This is a genomic window from Kitasatospora sp. NPDC093806 (genome assembly GCF_040683335.1).
In the GTDB taxonomy this organism is placed as follows: Bacteria; Actinomycetota; Actinomycetes; order Streptomycetales; family Streptomycetaceae; genus Kitasatospora.
This window is the reverse complement of record NZ_JBFBDO010000138.1, coordinates 1-17,415: the sequence shown is the minus strand read 5'-3', so window position 1 is coordinate 17,415 and position 17,415 is coordinate 1. Positions and strand designations below refer to the sequence as shown.

Here is a 17,415-nt window from a genome sequence, read left to right as displayed (position 1 = left end):
AACTGGCCGGTGATGTGCCGCCCCCGCGCGCCCAGCGCCCGGCGCAGGCCGATCTCACCCGTCCGCTCCAGCACCGCCGAGCGCGAGCTGGTCAAGATAGGCTCCGGCGAGCAGCAGGTGCAGCTCGGCTGGCTCGGCCGCCTCCCCAAGCCCAAGCTCGACGGCAGCAAGGCCACCTACGTCGACGCCCGCCCGGGCGTGGACCTGGTCCTGGAGGCCACCCGGACCGGCTTCGAGCAGTACCTGATCGTCAAGGACCGCTCGGCCGTCTCCCAGGCCGGCACCGTCACCCTGCCGATCGACACCAGCGGCCTGGACGTGAACCGCAAGGACGACGGCTCGATCGAGCTGACCGAGCGTCCGTCCGGCAAGGTCCAGGCGAAGATCCCCGCCCCCGTGATGTGGGACGCCGCCGTCGACCCGCAGTCGCTGGAGCACAACCGCCGGGCCCCGGTCGCGATGGAGCTGCGCGGCTCCGGCGCCGACGCCGAGCTGGTCTTCACCCCGGACGCCGGCTTCCTCGCCGACCCGGCCACCAGCTACCCGGTGACGATCGACCCGGCGCTCACCGTCGGCGCCTCCTTCGACACCTTCGTGCAGCAGGGCTGGGGCACCGACCAGTCCTCCGCCACCGAGCTGAAGCTGGGCAACAACGGCAGCAACCAGGTCGCCCGCTCCTTCCTGCACTTCCCGGAGGGGCCGTACCACGGCAAGCACATCCTCGCGGCGAAGCTGAACCTCTACAACACCCACTCGTGGTCCTGCGAGCCCTGGTCCTGGGAGGTCTGGGACACCGGCCTGGCGTCCACCGCCAGCCGCTGGACCAACCAGCCCAACTGGAACAAGCAGTGGGCCGTCACCAACGCCACCAAGGGCAACGACGCCGCCGGCTGCGGCGACGCCTGGGTCAGCCAGGACGTCACCTCGCTGGTGACCGCCTGGTCCGACAACGGCTACGCCAACAACGCCCTCGGCCTGCGCGCCTCCACCGAGACCAGCCCGTACTCGTGGAAGCGGTTCGAGTCCTCCGAGGGCGGCCACCCGCCGTTCCTGTCGGTCACCTACAACACGATCCCCGCGGCGCCGCCGGCGGTCGACGTGTTCCCGGCCCGCCAGGGCAACCCCCGCTACACCTCCTCGGCCACCCCGACCTTCCAGGTCCTGGCCAGTGACCCGGACAGCGGCGGCAAGGTCGGCGCCGACTTCGACCTCTACCGCGCCGGCGTCTTCGTCAAGCGCGTCTACAAGGAGGTCCCGAACGGCAGCTACGCCCAGGTGAAGCCGGCCGACTTCGGTATCGCCAAGCTCGACGAGGGCGTTCGGTACTCGATGGGCGCCCGGCTCTGGGACGGCACCGACAACTCGCCGTGGGCCCCGCAGGATGTCGTCGTCATCGCCGACACCACCCGGCCCGGCGCACCGTTCGTCACCTCCGCCGACTACCCCGCCGACGAGGCGTGGCACGGCGCCGCCGGCCAGGCCGGCCGCTTCACCCTCACCCCGCCGGCCGGTACCGACGACGTGGTCGGCTACGTCTACACCCTGGACGGCAAGGCGCCGGTGACGGTCGACGCGACCGGTGCCACCACCGCGTCGATCACCCCGCCCGCCGACGGCACGCACACCCTCAAGGTGCAGACCAAGGACCGGGCGGACAACCTCTCCGACCCGGCGACCTACACCTTCCGGGTCGGCAAGGCCGGCGTCAGCTCCCCGGTGGACGGCTCGGAGACCGCCAAGCGCGTCAAGCTCTCGGTCGACGCCCAGACCCAGTTCACCCGGGTCACCTGGCAGTACCGCCGCGGCCCGGGCGCCACCGAGTACGACATCCCGGCGGCCCACCTCACCAAAGCCGACAACACGCCGGTCACCGGCACCAGGCCGCGGCTCGCCGAACTCGGCACCCACGCCAACTGGTCGGTGCTGGAGTCGCTCGGCCGGATCGGCGGCGTCGTCCAGGTCCGCGCGGTGCTCTACACCGACAAGGACACCGACCCGGCGTACCCGACCTCCTGGTCCACCTTCACCGCCGACGCCAACGCCGACGGTGCCACCGGCGCCGAGATCGGCCCCGGCTCGGTCAACCTGCTCACCGGTGACTACTCGGTGGACGTCACCGACACCGACGAGTTCGGCATGACCACCAAGCGCTCCGCCTCCTCCCGCGGCACCGACCGCGGCTGGCAGGAGCAGGGCGAGCGGCTGACCGCCAACCAGCAGCAGGTGTCCACCGACACCACCGGCTTCGTGGCCACCCCCGGCACCGCGCTGCGGGTCACCGACCGCGGCCAGGGCGGCTCGACCGACTCGCTGAAGGTCCTCCCCGACGGCGTCAAGAACGGCGACACCTACGCGCTGCTCGGCGCCGCCGGCGGCCTGCAGCTCGGCATGAAGCCCGGCCGCACCTACCGGGTCAAGGCCTGGGTGTACGTGCCGTCCTCGACCGGCCTGACCGCCGGGCTCGACGACCGCGGCATGCGGATCGTGGTCGTCCACGGCAAGGCCGGGGCGCTCACCACCACCGTCTCCCGGAAGGCGCCGTACACCGACGCCTGGGCCGAGCTGACCACCGACGTCACGCTCGCCGCGGACGCCACCGAGGCACAGGTCCGGCTCTACAACGGGCACTCGGACAACGCCGACAAGCCGGTCTACTTCGACAACATGTCGGTGCGCGAGCTGGTCGCGCCGTTCGGCCCGCAGTGGGCCGGCGGGGCGCAGGGCGAGTCGGCCGACTACGTGTCGCTCTCCTTCCCGAGCACGGACGCCGCCGTCCTCAAGGGCGTCGACGACACCTCGCTCACCTTCGCGCGGGCCCAGGACGGCACGCTCTCCCCGGAACCGGGCGCCGAGCACCTCGTCCTGAAGGCCACCGGCGACACCTACACGCTGTCCGAACTGGACGGCTCCGTGACGGTGTTCGCCCGCCAGGCCGGCTCGGACGTGTACAGCGTCCAGTCGTCCACCGGCCCCGACACCGCGTCCACCGCCCGCTACGTCTACGACTCCACCGACCGGCGCTCGCTGGTCAAGCGGGTCATCGCCCCGGTCGAGCCGGGCGTCGACGACGCCAACGGCTGCGCCGTGGACCCGCTGCCGCGCGGCTGCGAGGTCACCGACTACGACTACGCGAACACCACCACCGCGACCGCCGGCACCCCCGGCGACTTCACCGACCGGATCCGGTCCGTGAAGGTCTGGTCGTGGAACCCGGTCACCGCCAAGCAGGAGGCCGTCGAGGTCGCGCACTACGTGTACGACGAGCGCGGCCGGCTGGCGCAGGTCTGGGACCCGCGCCTGACCCAGCCGCTGAAGACCACGTACGGCTACGACGACGCGGGCCGGGTCACCCAGATCACCCCGGCCGGTGAGCTGCCGTGGAACCTCGACTACGGCAAGGCCGCGGCCGACCAGGACCCGGGGCGCCTGCTGAAGGTCCGCCGCGCGGCCCTGGCCCAGGGATCGAAGGACCAGGTCAGCGGCGAGACCGCGACCACCGTCGTCTACGACGTGCCGCTCACCCGCGGCGCCGGCGGCCCGTACGACCTGGGCGGCGCGGACGTGGCCAAGTGGGCGCAGACCGACGCGCCGACCGACGCCACCGCCGTCTTCGGCCCCGAGGACGAGCCGGGGGCGAACACCGCGACCGCGGCCCAGCCCGGTGCGGACGGCTACAAGCCGGCCATCGTCCACTACCTGAACGCCTCCGGCAACCAGGTCAACGTCGCCGCCCCGTCCACCACCCCCGGCGGTGACATCGACACCACCGAGTACGACCGCTACGGCCACGCCGTCCGCACCCTGGAGGCCACCAACCGCGCCATCGCGCTCGGCACCCACCCGGACGCCGACCGCCTCGCGGCCGAGCTGAACCTGCCCCAGGACCCCGCGTCCCGGGCCCGGCTGCTCGACTCCCGCACCGTCTACACCGCCGACGGCGTCGACGTCGTCGAGACGCTCGGCCCGGTCTACCGCGCCTCGCTCGCGGAGCAGGTCAACGGCCAGACCACGGCCGCCTCGGTCACCGCCGAGGGCGAGAACCTGGTGCAGCTGGGGGCCACCGACCCGCTGCGGGTCCAGACCCTCGGCCAGTGCTGCGCCGGTGCCGGCTGGTCCGGCGGCAGCCAGGTGTTCCTGGCCGCCAACGAGGTCGGGGACAACGCCTCCTTCCGGGTCTCCGTGCCCGAGGAGGGCGAGTACCAGCTCAGCGCGCTGCTGACCAAGGCGCCCGACTACGGCGTCGTCCAGCTGTCGATCGACGGCCAGAACGTCGGCGGCACCTTCGACGGCTACAACGCCACCGTCACCAGCACCCCGTTCGCGGCGGGGACGACCGCCCGGCTCGCCCGCGGTGACCACGAGCTGCGGCTCACCGTCACCGGGAAGAACCCGGCCGCGATCGCGCCCTACTACCAGGCGGGTCTGGACCGCGTCACGCTGACCAAGACCACGCTCAACCCGACCCTGGCCGCCGGCACGCCGGTCGTCGCCCGGGACCACAACACCAACACCTACGACGAGGGCAAGCCCGACGGCAAGGCCTACCACCTGGTGACCACCGCCACCGACGGCGCCCGGATCGACGGCTACGCCGACGACGTGGAGCTGCGCGTCACCAAGACCGGCTACGACGCCCCGATCGGCGGCACCTCCGGCTGGACGCTGAAGGCGGCCACCTCGGTCACCACCGACGCGCTCGGCGCCAAGCCGACCGCGACCGTCAAGCACGACGCCGCGGGCCGCGCCGTCGAGTCCCGCAAGCCGGGCTCCGACGGCACCGACGCCGGGACGGTGAAGTCGGTGTTCTACACCGCCGGCGCCAACCCGGACGACGCCCTGTGCGGCAACCGTCCCGAGTGGGCGGGCAGCCCGTGCGCCACCCTGTCCGGCGGCGCGGTCACCGGCGCCGACGGCACCCGGATGCCGACCACCCTGCCGGTCAAGCGGGTCACCCGGTACTCGCCGTTCGGCGAGCCCGAGGAGACCACCGAGACCAACGCGGGCAAGTCGCGGAAGACCGTCGTCACGTACGACGGCGCCGACCGGATCACCTCGACCGAGATCACCTCGGACGAGGGCGTGGCGATGCCGAAGGTCACCACCGAGTACGACCCGGCGACGGGTGACGCGGTGCGGACCACGGCCGACGGCAAGTCGCTGGTGCGCGTCATGGACGCGCTCGGCCGGCTGATCTCCTACACGGACGCCGACGGTGGGACGACCACCACGGAGTTCGACAGGTTCGGCAAGCCGGTCAAGGTCAGCGACCCGACCGGATCCACCACCTACACCTACGACCGCGCGAAGGAGCCGCGCGGACTGGTCACCTCGATCAACGACAGCGTGGCCGGCGAGTTCACCGCCACGTACGGTCCCGACGGCCAGCTGGTCGAGCAGAGCTACCCCGGCGGCATCGTCCGCAAGGACAGCTTCAACGCGGTCGGCGAGGCCACCGGCCGCACCTACACCCGCACCTCCGACAACGCCGTGGTCTGGGCCCAGACCAGCGAGGTCTCCACCCAGGGCCAGGTGGCCAAGGACACCAGCTCCACCGCCACCCGCTCCTACCAGTACGACCGGCTCGGCCGGCTGGTGCAGGCCCGCCAGTCGACCACCACGACCGGCTGCGTCACCCGGCAGTACGCCTTCGACACCCACTCCAACCGGCTCTCGAAGACCACCCTGCCCTCGGCCCTCGACGGCGCCTGCGGCACCACCGGGGCCGTTGTCGAGAACCACACCTACGACAGCGCCGACCGCCTGACCGACCCGGGCTTCGGCTACGACGCCTTCGGGCGCACCGTGAAGACCGCCACCGGCGCCACCAACACCTACTGGGCCAACGACAAGGTCGCCGCCCAGGAGAAGGGGGACACCAAGCAGCAGTGGGCCCAGGACGCCGCCCACCGCCCCACCGCGTTCACCACGGCGAAGCGGCAGGCCGACGGGTCGTGGGCCAACGCCACCTCGAAGCTGAACCACTACGGTGACGACTCCGACGAGGTCCGCTGGACCGTCGAGGACACCACCCAGGGCACCCTGACCCGCAACGTCTCGGGTCCGGACGCCGACCTGGTGGCGACCACGAGCAAGACCGGTGACGTCCAGCTCCAGCTGACCGACCTGTTCGGGTCCGTCGTGCTCACCACCGACCCGGCCCTCACCAAGCCGGTGGTGCTGGACTTCGACGAGTTCGGCATCCCGCAGGACGGGCAGGGGGCTGTTCGCTACGGCTGGCTCGGCGGCAAGCAGCGCTCTGCCGAGGCCCAGGACGGCGACATCCTGATGGGTGCCCGCCTCTACAGCCCGGCCCTCGGCCGCTTCCTCCAGGTCGACCCGGAGCCGGGCGGCAACGCCAGCCCGTACGACTACTGCACCGGCGACCCGGTCAACTGCACCGACCTCGACGGCCACTGGGGCATGCCCAAGTGGCTGAAGAAGACCGTGCACGTGGTGGCCAAGGTCTCCGAGGTCGCCTCGTACATCCCCGGTCCGATCGGCTCGGCCGCCGCCGCCATCTCCGCCGTCTCCTACGCGGCGACCGGCAACTGGCGCAAGGCCGCCGAGATGAGCATCACCGCGGCGGCCGGCCTGGTCGGCGGCAACACGGCGGTCCGCGCCGGCTTCGCCGCGGCCCGCTACTCCCGCGGCGCCTCCCGCGTCCACCGGGCCGCCTCCCGGGTCCGCTCGGTGTTCCGCCGGACCGGCTGCAACTCCTTCGACCCGAGCACCCCGGTGCTGATGGGCGACGGCGGGCAGCTGCCGATCGGTGAGGTCCAGGTCGGCGACCTGGTGCTCTCCACCGACCCGGCGACCGGGCAGACCCGGCCGGAGCCGGTGCTCGACGTCATCTACGGCTACGGCACCAAGCACCTGGTCGACATCGAGACCGCCTCCGGTGCGGCGTTCGCCGACGACGCGGCCCCGCTGCGGGTCACCGCCGAGCACCCGGTCTGGGTGAGCGGCAAGGGCTGGACCGACGCCGCCCAGGTGCGCGTCGGCGACTCCCTGGTGACACCGGCCGGCACCCCGATCGCCGTCACCAAGGTCACCGACCTGGGCGAGCTCGCCGACCAGCTGGTCGTCAACCTCACCATCGGCGACCAGCACACCTACAGCGTCCGGGTGGGTGACGACTGGGTCGTCGCGCACAACAAGAACGCGTGCCGGATCGACCTGCCGCACATCCTCGGCGGGCACGGGGCGAAGAGCCGGGTGGCCGGCAAGAGCCGGTTCCGCTCGCGGAACGTCAAGGAGGTCAAGTACCTCATCCACACCACGATCAAGAAGGGCAAGAGCCGGGCCAACACCGGCGGCCGCGACGGCCGGATCTACGAGTACGACTTCGGCCGGATCGTCGGCCGGGACGGCAACGGCCGGCACACGACGCGGCTGCGCGTGGTCGTGAAGAACCACAAGGGCCGACGGACGGCCAGGACGGCGCACCCGTACTGACGATCAGTTCTTCCAGTTCTTCTGGGTCGATCAGTTCTTCTGAGCCGATCAGTTCTTCTGAGCCGACATGAACCGGATCGCCGGGGGCTGCACCGTCAGCCCCCGGCGATCCGCCGTATCACCGGAATCTGCGAGACTTCGAGCATCATGATCGAACTGTCCTTCTCCGCCGCCGATACCGGCGGTGCCGACCGGGGCCCGCGCGGGACCATGGATTTCGCGACGGCCGACCTCTACGACCTCACGTACGAGGCGTTCTGGGGTCCGTACACCTTCCGGATCGAGGGCGCCGACTTCAGCGGCACCGGTCCGGTCCTGGACCTCGCGCTCGGGCTGTCCATCGCGGCCCGGGAGCTGGCCGAGGCCAGGCGCACCCGCTACTCGGCCGCCGAGGGCGCGGGCGAGTACCTCTTCGAACGGCGGGGCGACACCGTCCGGATCCGCCTGGAGCGGGGGCCGGCGGGGACGGTGGCGTACACCGAGTTCGCCGAGGCGGCCCGGGCCTTCCTCGGCACGGTGCTGACCGGCCTGGGCACGAAGTTCCCCGAGCTGCGCCGCAACCCCGAGATCCGCCGGCTGCGGGACGTCGCGGCAGGGCGTTGAGCCGAGTGCTCGGCCGGGACCTCCCGGCCGGGCACTCCGCGGTGGGCGCCGCTATCCGTGTCGTTATCCGGAAGTCCGCTCGTTCAGACAGAGGATGTTGCCCTCACTGTCCTTGAACCAGGCCGCCCGCATGCCGTCGGCCTCGACGACGCCGTCGACGGTCTTCAGGCCCGGTAGGTCGTAGTCCTCGAACGCGACGCCCTTGGCGCGCAGCGCGGCCATCTCCGCGTCGAGGTCGGTCACCTTCCAACTGGCCAGGGTGTGCGCGGCCTGCCCGCCGCTGGGTGTCTCGTAGATGCCGAACTCCGTGCCTCCGCACTCGAAGCTCAGGTCGCCCTGCGGGCTGCTCTCGGTGAGCTTCAGGCCGAGGACGTCGGTGTAGTAGGCCTTGGCCCGCGCCAGGTCGGCGGCCGGGATGATGGCCACCAGGGGTGCGTCTCCAAGCATGCTGATCGCCTCCTCATACCTCCAGACTAGGGACGCCGGACCGCCGCCGCCCGGCAGCTCACGAGCACCGGCGACCCGGCCCCGGAGCGTGCCCGGCGGGTGGCGGGCGGTCACGCCTTCCCGGCTGTGCCTGACCGCTCGTGCCCGATCGCTCACGCCTGGCCGCCCGTGCCCGGCCACCTGTGCCCGACCGCCTGTGCCCGGCCCTTCCTTCTGACCGCTCACGGCGGGGCGAGCCGCCAGAGCGAGGTGACCTCGGCGGCGCGGGCCGCGCGGAGCGGATCGCCGGAGGCCCGGGCCGCGTCGAGCGCCTTCCGGTGGCGCGGACGGGTGTCGAGCCGGTCGAGGACGTGCAGGCCCGCGGCGGCGATGGCCCCGTGCAGCTCGGCGCGGGACCGCAGACCCAGGTGCTCGGCGAGGTCGGACAGCACCAGCCAGCCCTCGCCGCCGGGGGTGAGACGCTCCGCCAGCCCCTCCAGGAACCCGCGCAGCATCCGGCCGCCGGGGTCGTAGACGCCCTGTTCGAGGGCGGAACCGGGCGAGGCGGGCAGCCACGGCGGATTGCAGACCACCAGGCCGGCCCGCCCGCCACCCGGTGGGTAGAGCCCGGTGCCGGCCGGGAGGAGGCGATCGGCCAGGCCGAGCCGGACGGCGTTGTCACGGGCGCAGTCGAGGGCACGCGGGTTGGCGTCGGTGACCTGCACCCGCCCGACCCCGCGCCGCGCCAGCACGGCCGCCAGCACCCCGGTCCCCGTCCCGAGGTCGAACGCGATGCCGCCGGGTCCGCCCGCGGGCCCGGGCAGCGGCGCCCGGGCGACCAGGTCCACGTACTCGCCGCGGACGGGCGCGAAGACGCCGTAGTGCGGGTGGACGCGCCCGCCGAGCGCGGGGACCTCCACCCCTCGCTCGCGCCACTGCTGCGCGCCGATGACGCCGAGCAGCTCGCGCAGGGCGACCACCCGGGGCCCGTCCGGCGGGCCGTACGCCTCCTGACAGGCGCGCCGGACGTCGGGCGCCCGGCGCAGGCGCAGCGCGTGGTCCGCCTCCAGCGGCACCACGAGCCGCCCGAGGACGCGAGCGGTCCTGGCGCGCTCCCGCCGGTGCTCCAGGAACGCCTGGGCCGGGGTGGTCGCGGGCCGTCGGTGTGCCCTGCGCCGCCCGGTCCGGCGGGCGAGGGCGGCGAGCAGCTGGCGGGCGCCGTGGTAGTCGCCCCGCCAGAGGAGAGCGGCCCCGTCGACGGCCAGGCGGTGGGCGGCGTCGGCACGCATCCGGTCGTCGGCGAGGACGACCCGGTCGGGCGGCGGCGTGCCGTTCTCGCTGTGCCAACGGGCGGGCAGGGTGGTGGTGTTGGGGGCGGTGGTGGCGTGGGTGGTGTCGGGGGTGGTGGTGTCGGGCACCGGGACTCCTCGTGGTTGAACGTGCGGATGGGCACGAAGAACACGCCGACGAGGAGGGGAGCAGTGGTGGGTGGGTCGTCAGATGCGGTGAGGCTCCCCGGTCGTCGACGTGCGGACCGAGGAGTCGCCGAGCACCATGCCCGGCACCGCGCAGCCTGTCATGGGAAGCCCCTTCCTGAGTGGTTGTGGCGACAGTGTCACGTTGAGTGGTCGTTCCGCAAGCGAATTAATTGCTGACGGATCGTCACCACCTTTGCGGGATCCGCTCCAGGACGCCGTCCGCGAAGACGTCATAGAGCGGCAGGGTCTCCAGGTGCACGTAGCCGATGTGGCAGTCGCAGACCGGGAGCGGGCAGCCGCGCGGGGCGAGCCGGGCCCGGTAGGAGCCGTCGTAGAGGTTGCCGAGCTCCTCGCGGACGAAGTGGCAGCGGCGGACGGTGCCGTCGCCGTCCACCGAGAGGACGGACTCGCCGGTGCGGCAGGGGCGCCCGGCGCTGGGGTGGGCGTGCCGGCTGTAGCCGAAGTGCGGGTCGAGGGCGGCCCAGTCGGCGGCCTCGGCGTCGGTGTAGTGGCGGCCCTCGGCGGCGTTGATCCAGAGGTAGACGGCCGGGGACAGCTCGGCGCGCAGCCGCCGGGCCGCCGTCAGGTGCTCGGGCTGGCCGACCACGCCGACGCTGTACCGCACGCCCAGGGCGTCGAGTTCGCGGCACTTGGCGAGGAAGCGCTCCTCGGTGACCTGGCCGGGGTGGTAGGTGACCCAGAGCGCGAGGGAGGCGAGGTCCGCCTCGGCCAGCCAGTCGGTGCGGCAGCTGAGGTTGGTCTGGATCGCGACCCGCCGCACGTGCGGCAGCCGGCTCAGCTCGACCAGTGCCCGCCGGTACCAGGAGCGCACCAGCCCCTCGCCCCAGGGCGTGAACAGCACCGAGAGGGTGTCGCCGGTGCCGGCCCGGCCGGCCGCCCAGGCGGTGAAGCGCTCCAAGGCGGCGCGGTCGGCGCGCAGTTGTTCGGGCGTGTCACGGCGCTTGGCGAACGGGCAGTACGGGCAGTCGTAGTCGCAGGAGGCCAGCGGACCCCGGTAGAGCAGGGTGAGGTCGAGGGCCGGTCCGGGAGCGGCCGCGGCCGGTCCGGAGCTGGGTGCGGGCACGGGGACGGACGCGGGCATGCCGAGGAAGGTCATTTCGCCTCGTACTCCGCCATCAGCGTGCGGACCTCGGGCGAGAACAGCGCCGGGCCGACCGCGTCCGAGTGCGCCAGGCCCTCGGCGGAGAGCCGCACCCGGTCGACACCGGCGTTCGCGTCGTCGGCGAGGTCGAGCCAGCCGCGTGCCGCGAAGGCCGCCAGCTCGGCCGGGAAGTCCTCGGCCGGCGTGCTGCCGAAACGGGCCCGGTACTCGGCGACCGCCAGCCCGTCGGCCTGGAGCAGCGACTGGAGCAGGTGCCGCCGTCGGGACTCCTCCGGGGTCATCTCCCGGCCGACGACGGCGTGGTCGAAGGCCGCCGTGGCCACGTAGTCGTCGATGATCCGGCGCACCTCGGTGGCGTCGACCGCGTAGTCGAAGGAGTAGTGCAGCCGGGAGGTGTAGGACCGGGCCCCGCAGCCGAGTCCGACCATGCCGTCGGTCTGGCAGGCGTACTCGCTCGCGCCCGCCTGCGGGGAGGCCGCGCGGCGGAACATCCGCATCGAGACCTGCTGGTAGCCGTGGGCGAGCAGGTGGTCGCGGCCGGCCCGGTAGAGCGCGAGCCGCCGGGCGTCCCACTGGGCCGGGCTCTCCGCCTCGCCGCGCCGGGCCAGCCCGGTCAGCGGGCGGACGTAGAGCGGGTAGAGGTACAGCTCCTCGGGCTGCCAGGCGAGCGCGGCGTCCAGCGAGTGGAGCCAGCTGGTCTCGGTCTGCCCGTCGATGCCGTAGATGAGGTCGATGTTGAGGACCGGGAACCCGGCGTCGCGGATCCGGCCCAGCGCGGCCTCGACGTCGGCGCGCTTCTGCGGCCGGACCGCCGAGCGGGCCTCCGCGTCGACGAAGGACTGCACGCCCAGGCTCAGCCGGGTGGTGCCCCGCTCGGCGAGCACCGCGAGGCGGTCGGCGGTGGCGGTGGCGGGGGAGGCCTCGACGGACAGCGGCACCGCCCGCAGGTCGGCGCCCATCCGGTGCTCGGCGATGTCGCACAGCCGCTCCAGCTCGGCTGCGCTCAGGTAGGTCGGCGTGCCGCCGCCGAACGCGGCCAGCGCGAACCGGGCGCCCTCGTCCAGGGCGGCACGCACGGCGGTGGCCTGCCGGTCGAGGGCGTCCAGGTAGGCGGTGGTCAGGCCGTCCGGCCCGCCGATCCGGGTGAACAGGTTGCAGAAGCCGCAGCGCACCTCGCAGAACGGGATGTGCAGGTAGAGCGAGAGCGCGTGCTGCGGCTCGCCCGCCCACAGCTCCCGCAGCGCGGGGCGGTCCGACAGCTCGCGGTACGCCGTCTTGTGCGGGTACGCGTAGACGTAGGACTGGTAGGGGGAGTCGGGTGCGGCCTGGACGGGAGCCGCGGTCGGGGCCTGGACGGTGGTCATGCGGTCTCCTCGGCGGAGGGCGGCACGGGCGGGTTGGTGCTCGGGGAGAGCGTCGCGGGGAGCGTGAAGTGGGCGTACGGCACCGTCCAGACCACCTCGTGGCCGATCCGGTGGCCGGTGTAGCCGTCCTCCCCGTAGGCCGTGCCGTGGTCGGAGCAGACGATCGCGAAGCACGGCCGGCGCGCGCTCATCGCCGCGAACAGCCGGCCGATGTGGGCGTCGACGTACTCCAGCGCGGCGGCGTGGCTGGCCCGGCTGTCGCCGTGCTCGCGGGTGGCGCCGGGCAGGTGGAACCAGTTCGGCTGGTGTAGCGCCGAGACGTTGACGAAGAGGAACAGCGGCCGGTCGGGTGGCTGCTCGGCGGCGACCTGCTCGGCCCGGGCGACCTGGGCCTCGAAGGAGGTGGGGGAGGGGACGCCCATCTCCGGTGCCCAGTGGCTCTCCTGGAACAGGCCGGGCAGCACCGAGCCCAGCGGGCCCTGCTTGTTGAAGAAGCCGACGCCGCCGATGCAGATCGTCCGGTAGCCGGCCGCGCCGAGCGCACCCGGTAGGTCCGGGGCGTCGAACACCCAGGTGCGCGGCGCGGTGCTCTCCGATCCGGCGAACCGGGCGGCGAACAAGCGCGGGTGCGGCCCGCCCGGCGACGCCGGGGTCGGCAGGAAGCCGGCCAGGATCGCCTGGTGGGCGGCGTAGGTGAAGCTGCCGGGCGAGTGCCGCCGCTCCCAGCGCCCGCCGGGCAGGTGGGCGGCCAGGTTCGGGATCCGCCCGGCGGCGGCCAGCTCCTCGGCCACGTCGAAGCGCAGGGTGTCCAGGGTGACGAGGAGCAGGTCGTGGCTGCCCACGACGGCGTTCATGTCGGGGTCGGCGGGGGAGGGGCTGGTCCGGTGGTTCATCGTGGCTGTTCCGTACGTGGGTGGTTCGGTTCTTCGGAGGTGGGTGCCCGTTCGGTGGCGGGCGTTTGTTCGGGGGCGGGTGCTTGTCCGGGCCCGGGGGCGGGCGGCGCGCCGAGGGCGGCGAGCTGGGCCGCGTAGGTGTCCAGGCCCTCGGCCGGGCCGCCCGGCAGTCCGGTGAGCTTGGGCAGCAGATCGCCGAAGGCGTTGACCTCGCCGACCAGGGACCGCCGCCAGTCGGCGGTCGGCAGCACGTCGACGCCGACCATCGGCGAGCCGGGGAAGCAGTCGGCCGCCCGCTCCGCCGTCTCCAGCAGGGTCGGCCAGGCCCGTCCGGCGGCCTCCCGGGCGGCCTCGACGCTGCCCCGGGCACCGCCGAGGTGGAGGTTGGTCATCGGCTGGGCGCTGGTCCTGACCACCACATGGGTGGCCCGCCCGGCGACCACGACGACCCGCAGATCGGCCGAGCGGCCCGCCTGGGAAGCCTTCGGGATCCACTGTTCGACGTGCAGCCCGTCCGGGGCGAGCCGGTCGACCAGCTCCGCCACCAGCCGCTCGTCCTGGTAGCGGCGGACCCGCAGGGAGTTGAACAGTCGGCCGTCGGTGAGCTCCACCGAGGTGGTGGCCCGCAGCTGCCCGCGCGGCCCGAACTCCAGCGCCACCACGCCCGAGGCGGAGGAGCCGTGGGCCGGTTTGACGAAGACCCGGCGCAGCCCGGCCTCGCCCAGCCGCGCGCGCAGCTCCTCCCAGCCGGTGACGGTGCCGCCGGCCAGGGCGCGCGGGACCGGCACACCGGCGGCCGACAGCAGCGCGTGCGCCCGCCGCTTGTCGAACATCACGGCGATCTCCTCCGGATCGCCGAGCAGCCGGACCCCGGGCGTCCGGGCCAGGGCGCGCAGTGCCGCCGTCACCCCGGCGTACCAGGCCGCGCCGCCCTCGACCCTGGTCGGCGCGTAGCCCGTGCCGAGCGCCGGGCCGCGCAGCAGCGCGTCCACCGCCTCGTCCTCGCCCGGCGACTCGATCCGCAGCAGGCCCCCCTCGGGCAGCCGGTGGGTGCCGCGCAGCAGGTCGATCCAGGGCAGGACGGCGGGCTCCGGCAGCCCGGCGGCCCGGGCGGCGGCCGCGAACAGCGTGACCCGGCGGTGGCCGGGATTGCCGAGCACGGTCAGCCGGCCGGACGGCGGGAGCCGGTGGGCTGCCCGGCCGGCCCGGCCGCTCGGGACGGTCGGACCGTCCGGGTGGCCCGGGACGGTCGGGCGGACCGAGCCGTCCGGACCGGTCGTCTGCATCGTCACCCCCCTACTCGCCCACCGCGACGTAGCGCCACTCGTCGTCTTCGTCCTCCTCGGCCTCGGAGAGGTCGAGTTCCACGCCGGGCAGGGCCTGGCACAGCCGCTCCTGGAGGGCGTCGGTGAGGTAGTGGTGGTGCAGGTCGAGGGACTTGAGGTGGGTCAGCGGCTGGCCCTCCAACAGCGCGGTCGCGCCCTCGTCGCTCAGCACACCCATCGACAGGCTCAGCGACTCCAGCCGCGCGACGACCGGCGCGTGGGCGACCGCGGCGGCGATCTCGTCCTGGAACTCGCTGTTCTGCAGGCCGAGGTGGCGCAGCGCCGGCAGTCGGGTGCCGTCGAGGAACGGCGCCACGTCACCGATCGTCGCGTCCCCGCCGTACTCGTCGGTGCCGAACCACAGCTCCAGGCTCTCCAGGGCGGGCAGTTCGGCGGCGGCGACCCCGCGCACCAGCTCGGCCGGCAGCCCGCCGGACTCGAACCGCAGCGTCACCAGCCGGTCGTGCCGGACCGGATCGAGCCGCAAGCCGTCGCCGCCGCGCACGACCAGCTCGGTCAGGCCCGGGAACGCCGTCACCACCGGGGTGAGGTCCGACATCCGCAGCCAGGAGATCTCGCAGCTCTCGGACGTCACGTCGGCGACGTACAGTGCCTCCAGGGCGGGGAACCGCCCGGCGTCGGCGACGACCGTGGCGAGCGCGCGTTCCACCGGGGTGTAGTCGTCGACCCACCAGGGGCCGATCAGCAGCGCGCGCACCGCGCCGGGATCGACGGCGGTCAGGAAGTCCGCCCAGAGCGCGTCGAAGCCGCGCGCCGAGCCGTACTCCACCGCCAGCCGCCAGGCGACGGCACCCGCGTCGGGCAGGTCGGTGAGGTATGGATCGCCGTTCTCGTCGGTGGCGAAGTCGAGGACGGGCAGGGCGTGGAACTGCCTGCGGTGGCGGTGGTGGATGGTCACGGTGTCCCCCTGGGCTGGGTGGTCGGCGGCTGGTGGCGGGTCGGGTCGCCCCGCCTACTCCGCGACCGCGACGTAGCGCCACTGGTCGTCGGGCTTGCCGGGCTCGGAGAGGTCGATCGCCGTTCCGGGCAGGGCCTGGCGCAGCCGCTCCTGGAGGGCGTCGGTGAGGTAGTGGTGGTGCAGGTCGAGGGACTTGAGGTGGGTGAGCGGCTGGCCCTCCAGCAGGGCCGTGGCGCCCTGGTCGGTGAGCACGCCCATCGACAGGTTCAGCGAGTCCAGCCGGGCGACGACGGGCGCGTGGGCGACGGCGGCGGCGATCTCGTCCTGGAGCTCGCTGTTCTGCAGGCCGAGGTGGCGCAGCGCCGGGAACCGCGCGCCGTCGAGGAACGGCGCCAGGTCGTCGAGCGTCGTGTCGCCGCCGTAGTTGTCCACCCCGAGCCAGAACTCCAGCCGCTCCAGCGCGGGCAGTTCGCTCGCCGTGACCGCGCGCGGCACCGCCGCCGGCAGGCCGCCCGACTCGAAGCGCAGCGCCCGCAGGTGCTCGTGCCGGACGGGCTGGAGCCCGACGCCCTCGCCCTCGGCCGCGTCGCCGGAGCCGCGCACGACCAGCTCGGTGAGCAGTGGGAAGGTGGTCAGCACCGGCGTCACGTCGACCATCTCGATCCAGGACATCTCGCACTCCTCGAACGTGATGTCCCCGATGAACAGTCCGCGCAGCGCGGTGAGGCGGTCGGCCGCGCCGAGGATCGCGGCCAGCGGGTCGGCGAAGCTGTCCGGCCCGTCCTCCGACCACTCGCCGATCACCACGGCGGTGACCCGGCCGGGGTCGACCGCGTCGAGGAACTCCTGCCACCGCTCGACCCAGCCCTTGGCCGCGTCGTACTCGATGGCGATCTTCCAGGCCACCGCGGCCGGGTCCGGCAGCTCGACGCCCTCGTCGACGGCCGCGACGAAGTCGAAGACCGGCAGGCCGTGGAACGCCTCGATGTGGTTGTTGACCGTCATGCGCTGCTCCTCAAGGGGGTCTGTGCGAGCCGAACAAGTGTCTACCAGCCGCCACCGACAATCCGGCGTCCGGGGCGGCGCCCGGGCGCGTTGCCCACCGGTCCGCGGGGCCCCGGAGCTCCGCCCGGCCCGCTGCGGGCCGCATTGTCAGACCCCTGCCCTATGGTCCGGGTCGTGGGAATCCGAGGTGTCGTCGAGTCGGCGAGGGAGAGTTGATGTTCCGTCAGGGAGACGTGCTGATGGTGCCGGTCGGGGAGACGGCGGTGCCGGGCCGGGTGGCCGGGCTGGCCGCACAGCCGCGGGACGCGCGGGGGCGGCTGGTGCTGGCCCTCGGCGAGGTGACCGGCCACGCGCACGCCGTGGTCGGGCCCGGCGAGCTGCGGCGCGAGCCGGGGTTGTTCGGCGCGGCGTGGCTGCACCTGCCGGACGGCGGCCGGGTGGTGCACGAGGAGCACGCGGCGATCCCGCTGCCCAAGGGCTGGTACCGGGTGGTCCGCCAGCGCGAGTACGTGCCGGGGGCGGTGCGCATGGTCGCCGACTGACGGCCGGCAGGCCCGGCGTCGGGCGGCCGGGTGCCGCCGAGGGTGGCTGCGGGCCAGGCAACAGGGCAGACGGCAGGACAGACGGAGGGCGGGCGCGCGGCGTCCGCGGCGCGGCCGGGCGGGTGCCCGGGCGGGAACGGAGCATGAGATGACGACGGTGACCGGACAGGCGGCGCGGGACCACGGGGCGGCCGAGCCCACCGGGCCCGCCGAGGTGACGGCCCGCTGGCGGGCGGGAGCGGCGGCCAGGCCCGCCGCCCGGTACGCGGCCCGTACCGCGTG

General features: G+C 73.7%; 11 protein-coding genes and 1 pseudogene. 3 read left to right on the top strand and 9 right to left on the bottom strand.

The genetic code is table 11. The features are described 5' to 3' along the window. Nucleotides 1-89, bottom strand: a pseudogene (locus AB0N76_RS35925) (ABC transporter permease); the annotation flags it as partial. Between the two features lie 28 nt (nt 90-117). On the opposite strand from AB0N76_RS35925, the gene AB0N76_RS35920 reads away from it, so the two are divergent. After that, nucleotides 118-7,455: a DNRLRE domain-containing protein gene (locus AB0N76_RS35920; RefSeq protein ID WP_363564620.1), complete on the top strand. Its 7,338-nt coding sequence runs from the start codon at nt 118-120 to the stop codon at nt 7,453-7,455. Between the two features lie 147 nt (nt 7,456-7,602). Continuing rightward, on the top strand, nt 7,603-8,058 hold the full coding sequence (locus AB0N76_RS35915; RefSeq protein WP_363564618.1) for a hypothetical protein: 456 nt from the start codon (nt 7,603-7,605) through the stop codon (nt 8,056-8,058). A gap of 63 nt (nt 8,059-8,121) precedes the next feature. Here AB0N76_RS35915 and AB0N76_RS35910 read toward each other — a convergent pair whose 3' ends face one another. The 8 genes from AB0N76_RS35910 to AB0N76_RS35875 form a co-directional block, all read right to left on the bottom strand. Further along, nucleotides 8,122-8,505, bottom strand: a complete 384-nt coding sequence (locus tag AB0N76_RS35910) for a VOC family protein (protein WP_363564616.1) — start codon at nt 8,503-8,505, stop codon at nt 8,122-8,124. 221 nt (nt 8,506-8,726) lie between these two features. Next, nucleotides 8,727-9,842 carry a methyltransferase gene (locus AB0N76_RS35905; protein ID WP_363564626.1) on the bottom strand — a complete coding sequence of 372 codons (1,116 nt, stop codon included), beginning with the start codon at nt 9,840-9,842 and terminating at the stop codon, nt 8,727-8,729. Between the two features lie 304 nt (nt 9,843-10,146). Then, nucleotides 10,147-11,064 carry an STM4011 family radical SAM protein gene (locus AB0N76_RS35900; RefSeq protein ID WP_363564614.1) on the bottom strand — a complete coding sequence of 306 codons (918 nt, stop codon included), beginning with the start codon at nt 11,062-11,064 and terminating at the stop codon, nt 10,147-10,149. A gap of 11 nt (nt 11,065-11,075) precedes the next feature. Next, entirely contained in the window at nt 11,076-12,449 is a 1,374-nt protein-coding gene (locus AB0N76_RS35895; RefSeq protein WP_363564612.1) for an STM4012 family radical SAM protein, read from the bottom strand. Further along, nucleotides 12,446-13,303, bottom strand: a complete 858-nt coding sequence (locus AB0N76_RS35890) for an STM4013/SEN3800 family hydrolase (protein WP_363564624.1) — start codon at nt 13,301-13,303, stop codon at nt 12,446-12,448. Before AB0N76_RS35890 ends, AB0N76_RS35895 begins: the two co-directional genes overlap by 4 nt. 35 nt (nt 13,304-13,338) lie before the next feature. Then, the gene (locus AB0N76_RS35885) at nt 13,339-14,628 is read right to left on the bottom strand and encodes an STM4014 family protein (RefSeq protein WP_363564610.1); all 1,290 of its coding nucleotides are present in this window, start codon (nt 14,626-14,628) and stop codon (nt 13,339-13,341) included. A 10-nt stretch (nt 14,629-14,638) separates the two neighbouring features. Then, a complete protein-coding gene (locus tag AB0N76_RS35880) occupies nt 14,639-15,547 on the bottom strand; it encodes an STM4015 family protein (protein WP_363564622.1) in 909 nt (302 codons plus the stop codon). Nucleotides 15,548-15,640: 93 nt separating this feature from the next. After that, complete coding sequence (locus AB0N76_RS35875; protein WP_363564608.1) at nt 15,641-16,591, bottom strand: STM4015 family protein; 951 nt, start codon at nt 16,589-16,591, stop codon at nt 15,641-15,643. 215 nt (nt 16,592-16,806) lie between these two features. On the opposite strand from AB0N76_RS35875, the gene AB0N76_RS35870 reads away from it, so the two are divergent. Next, a complete protein-coding gene (locus AB0N76_RS35870; protein WP_363564606.1) occupies nt 16,807-17,133 on the top strand; it encodes a hypothetical protein in 327 nt (108 codons plus the stop codon). The last annotated feature ends 282 nt before the right edge of the window (nt 17,134-17,415 follow it).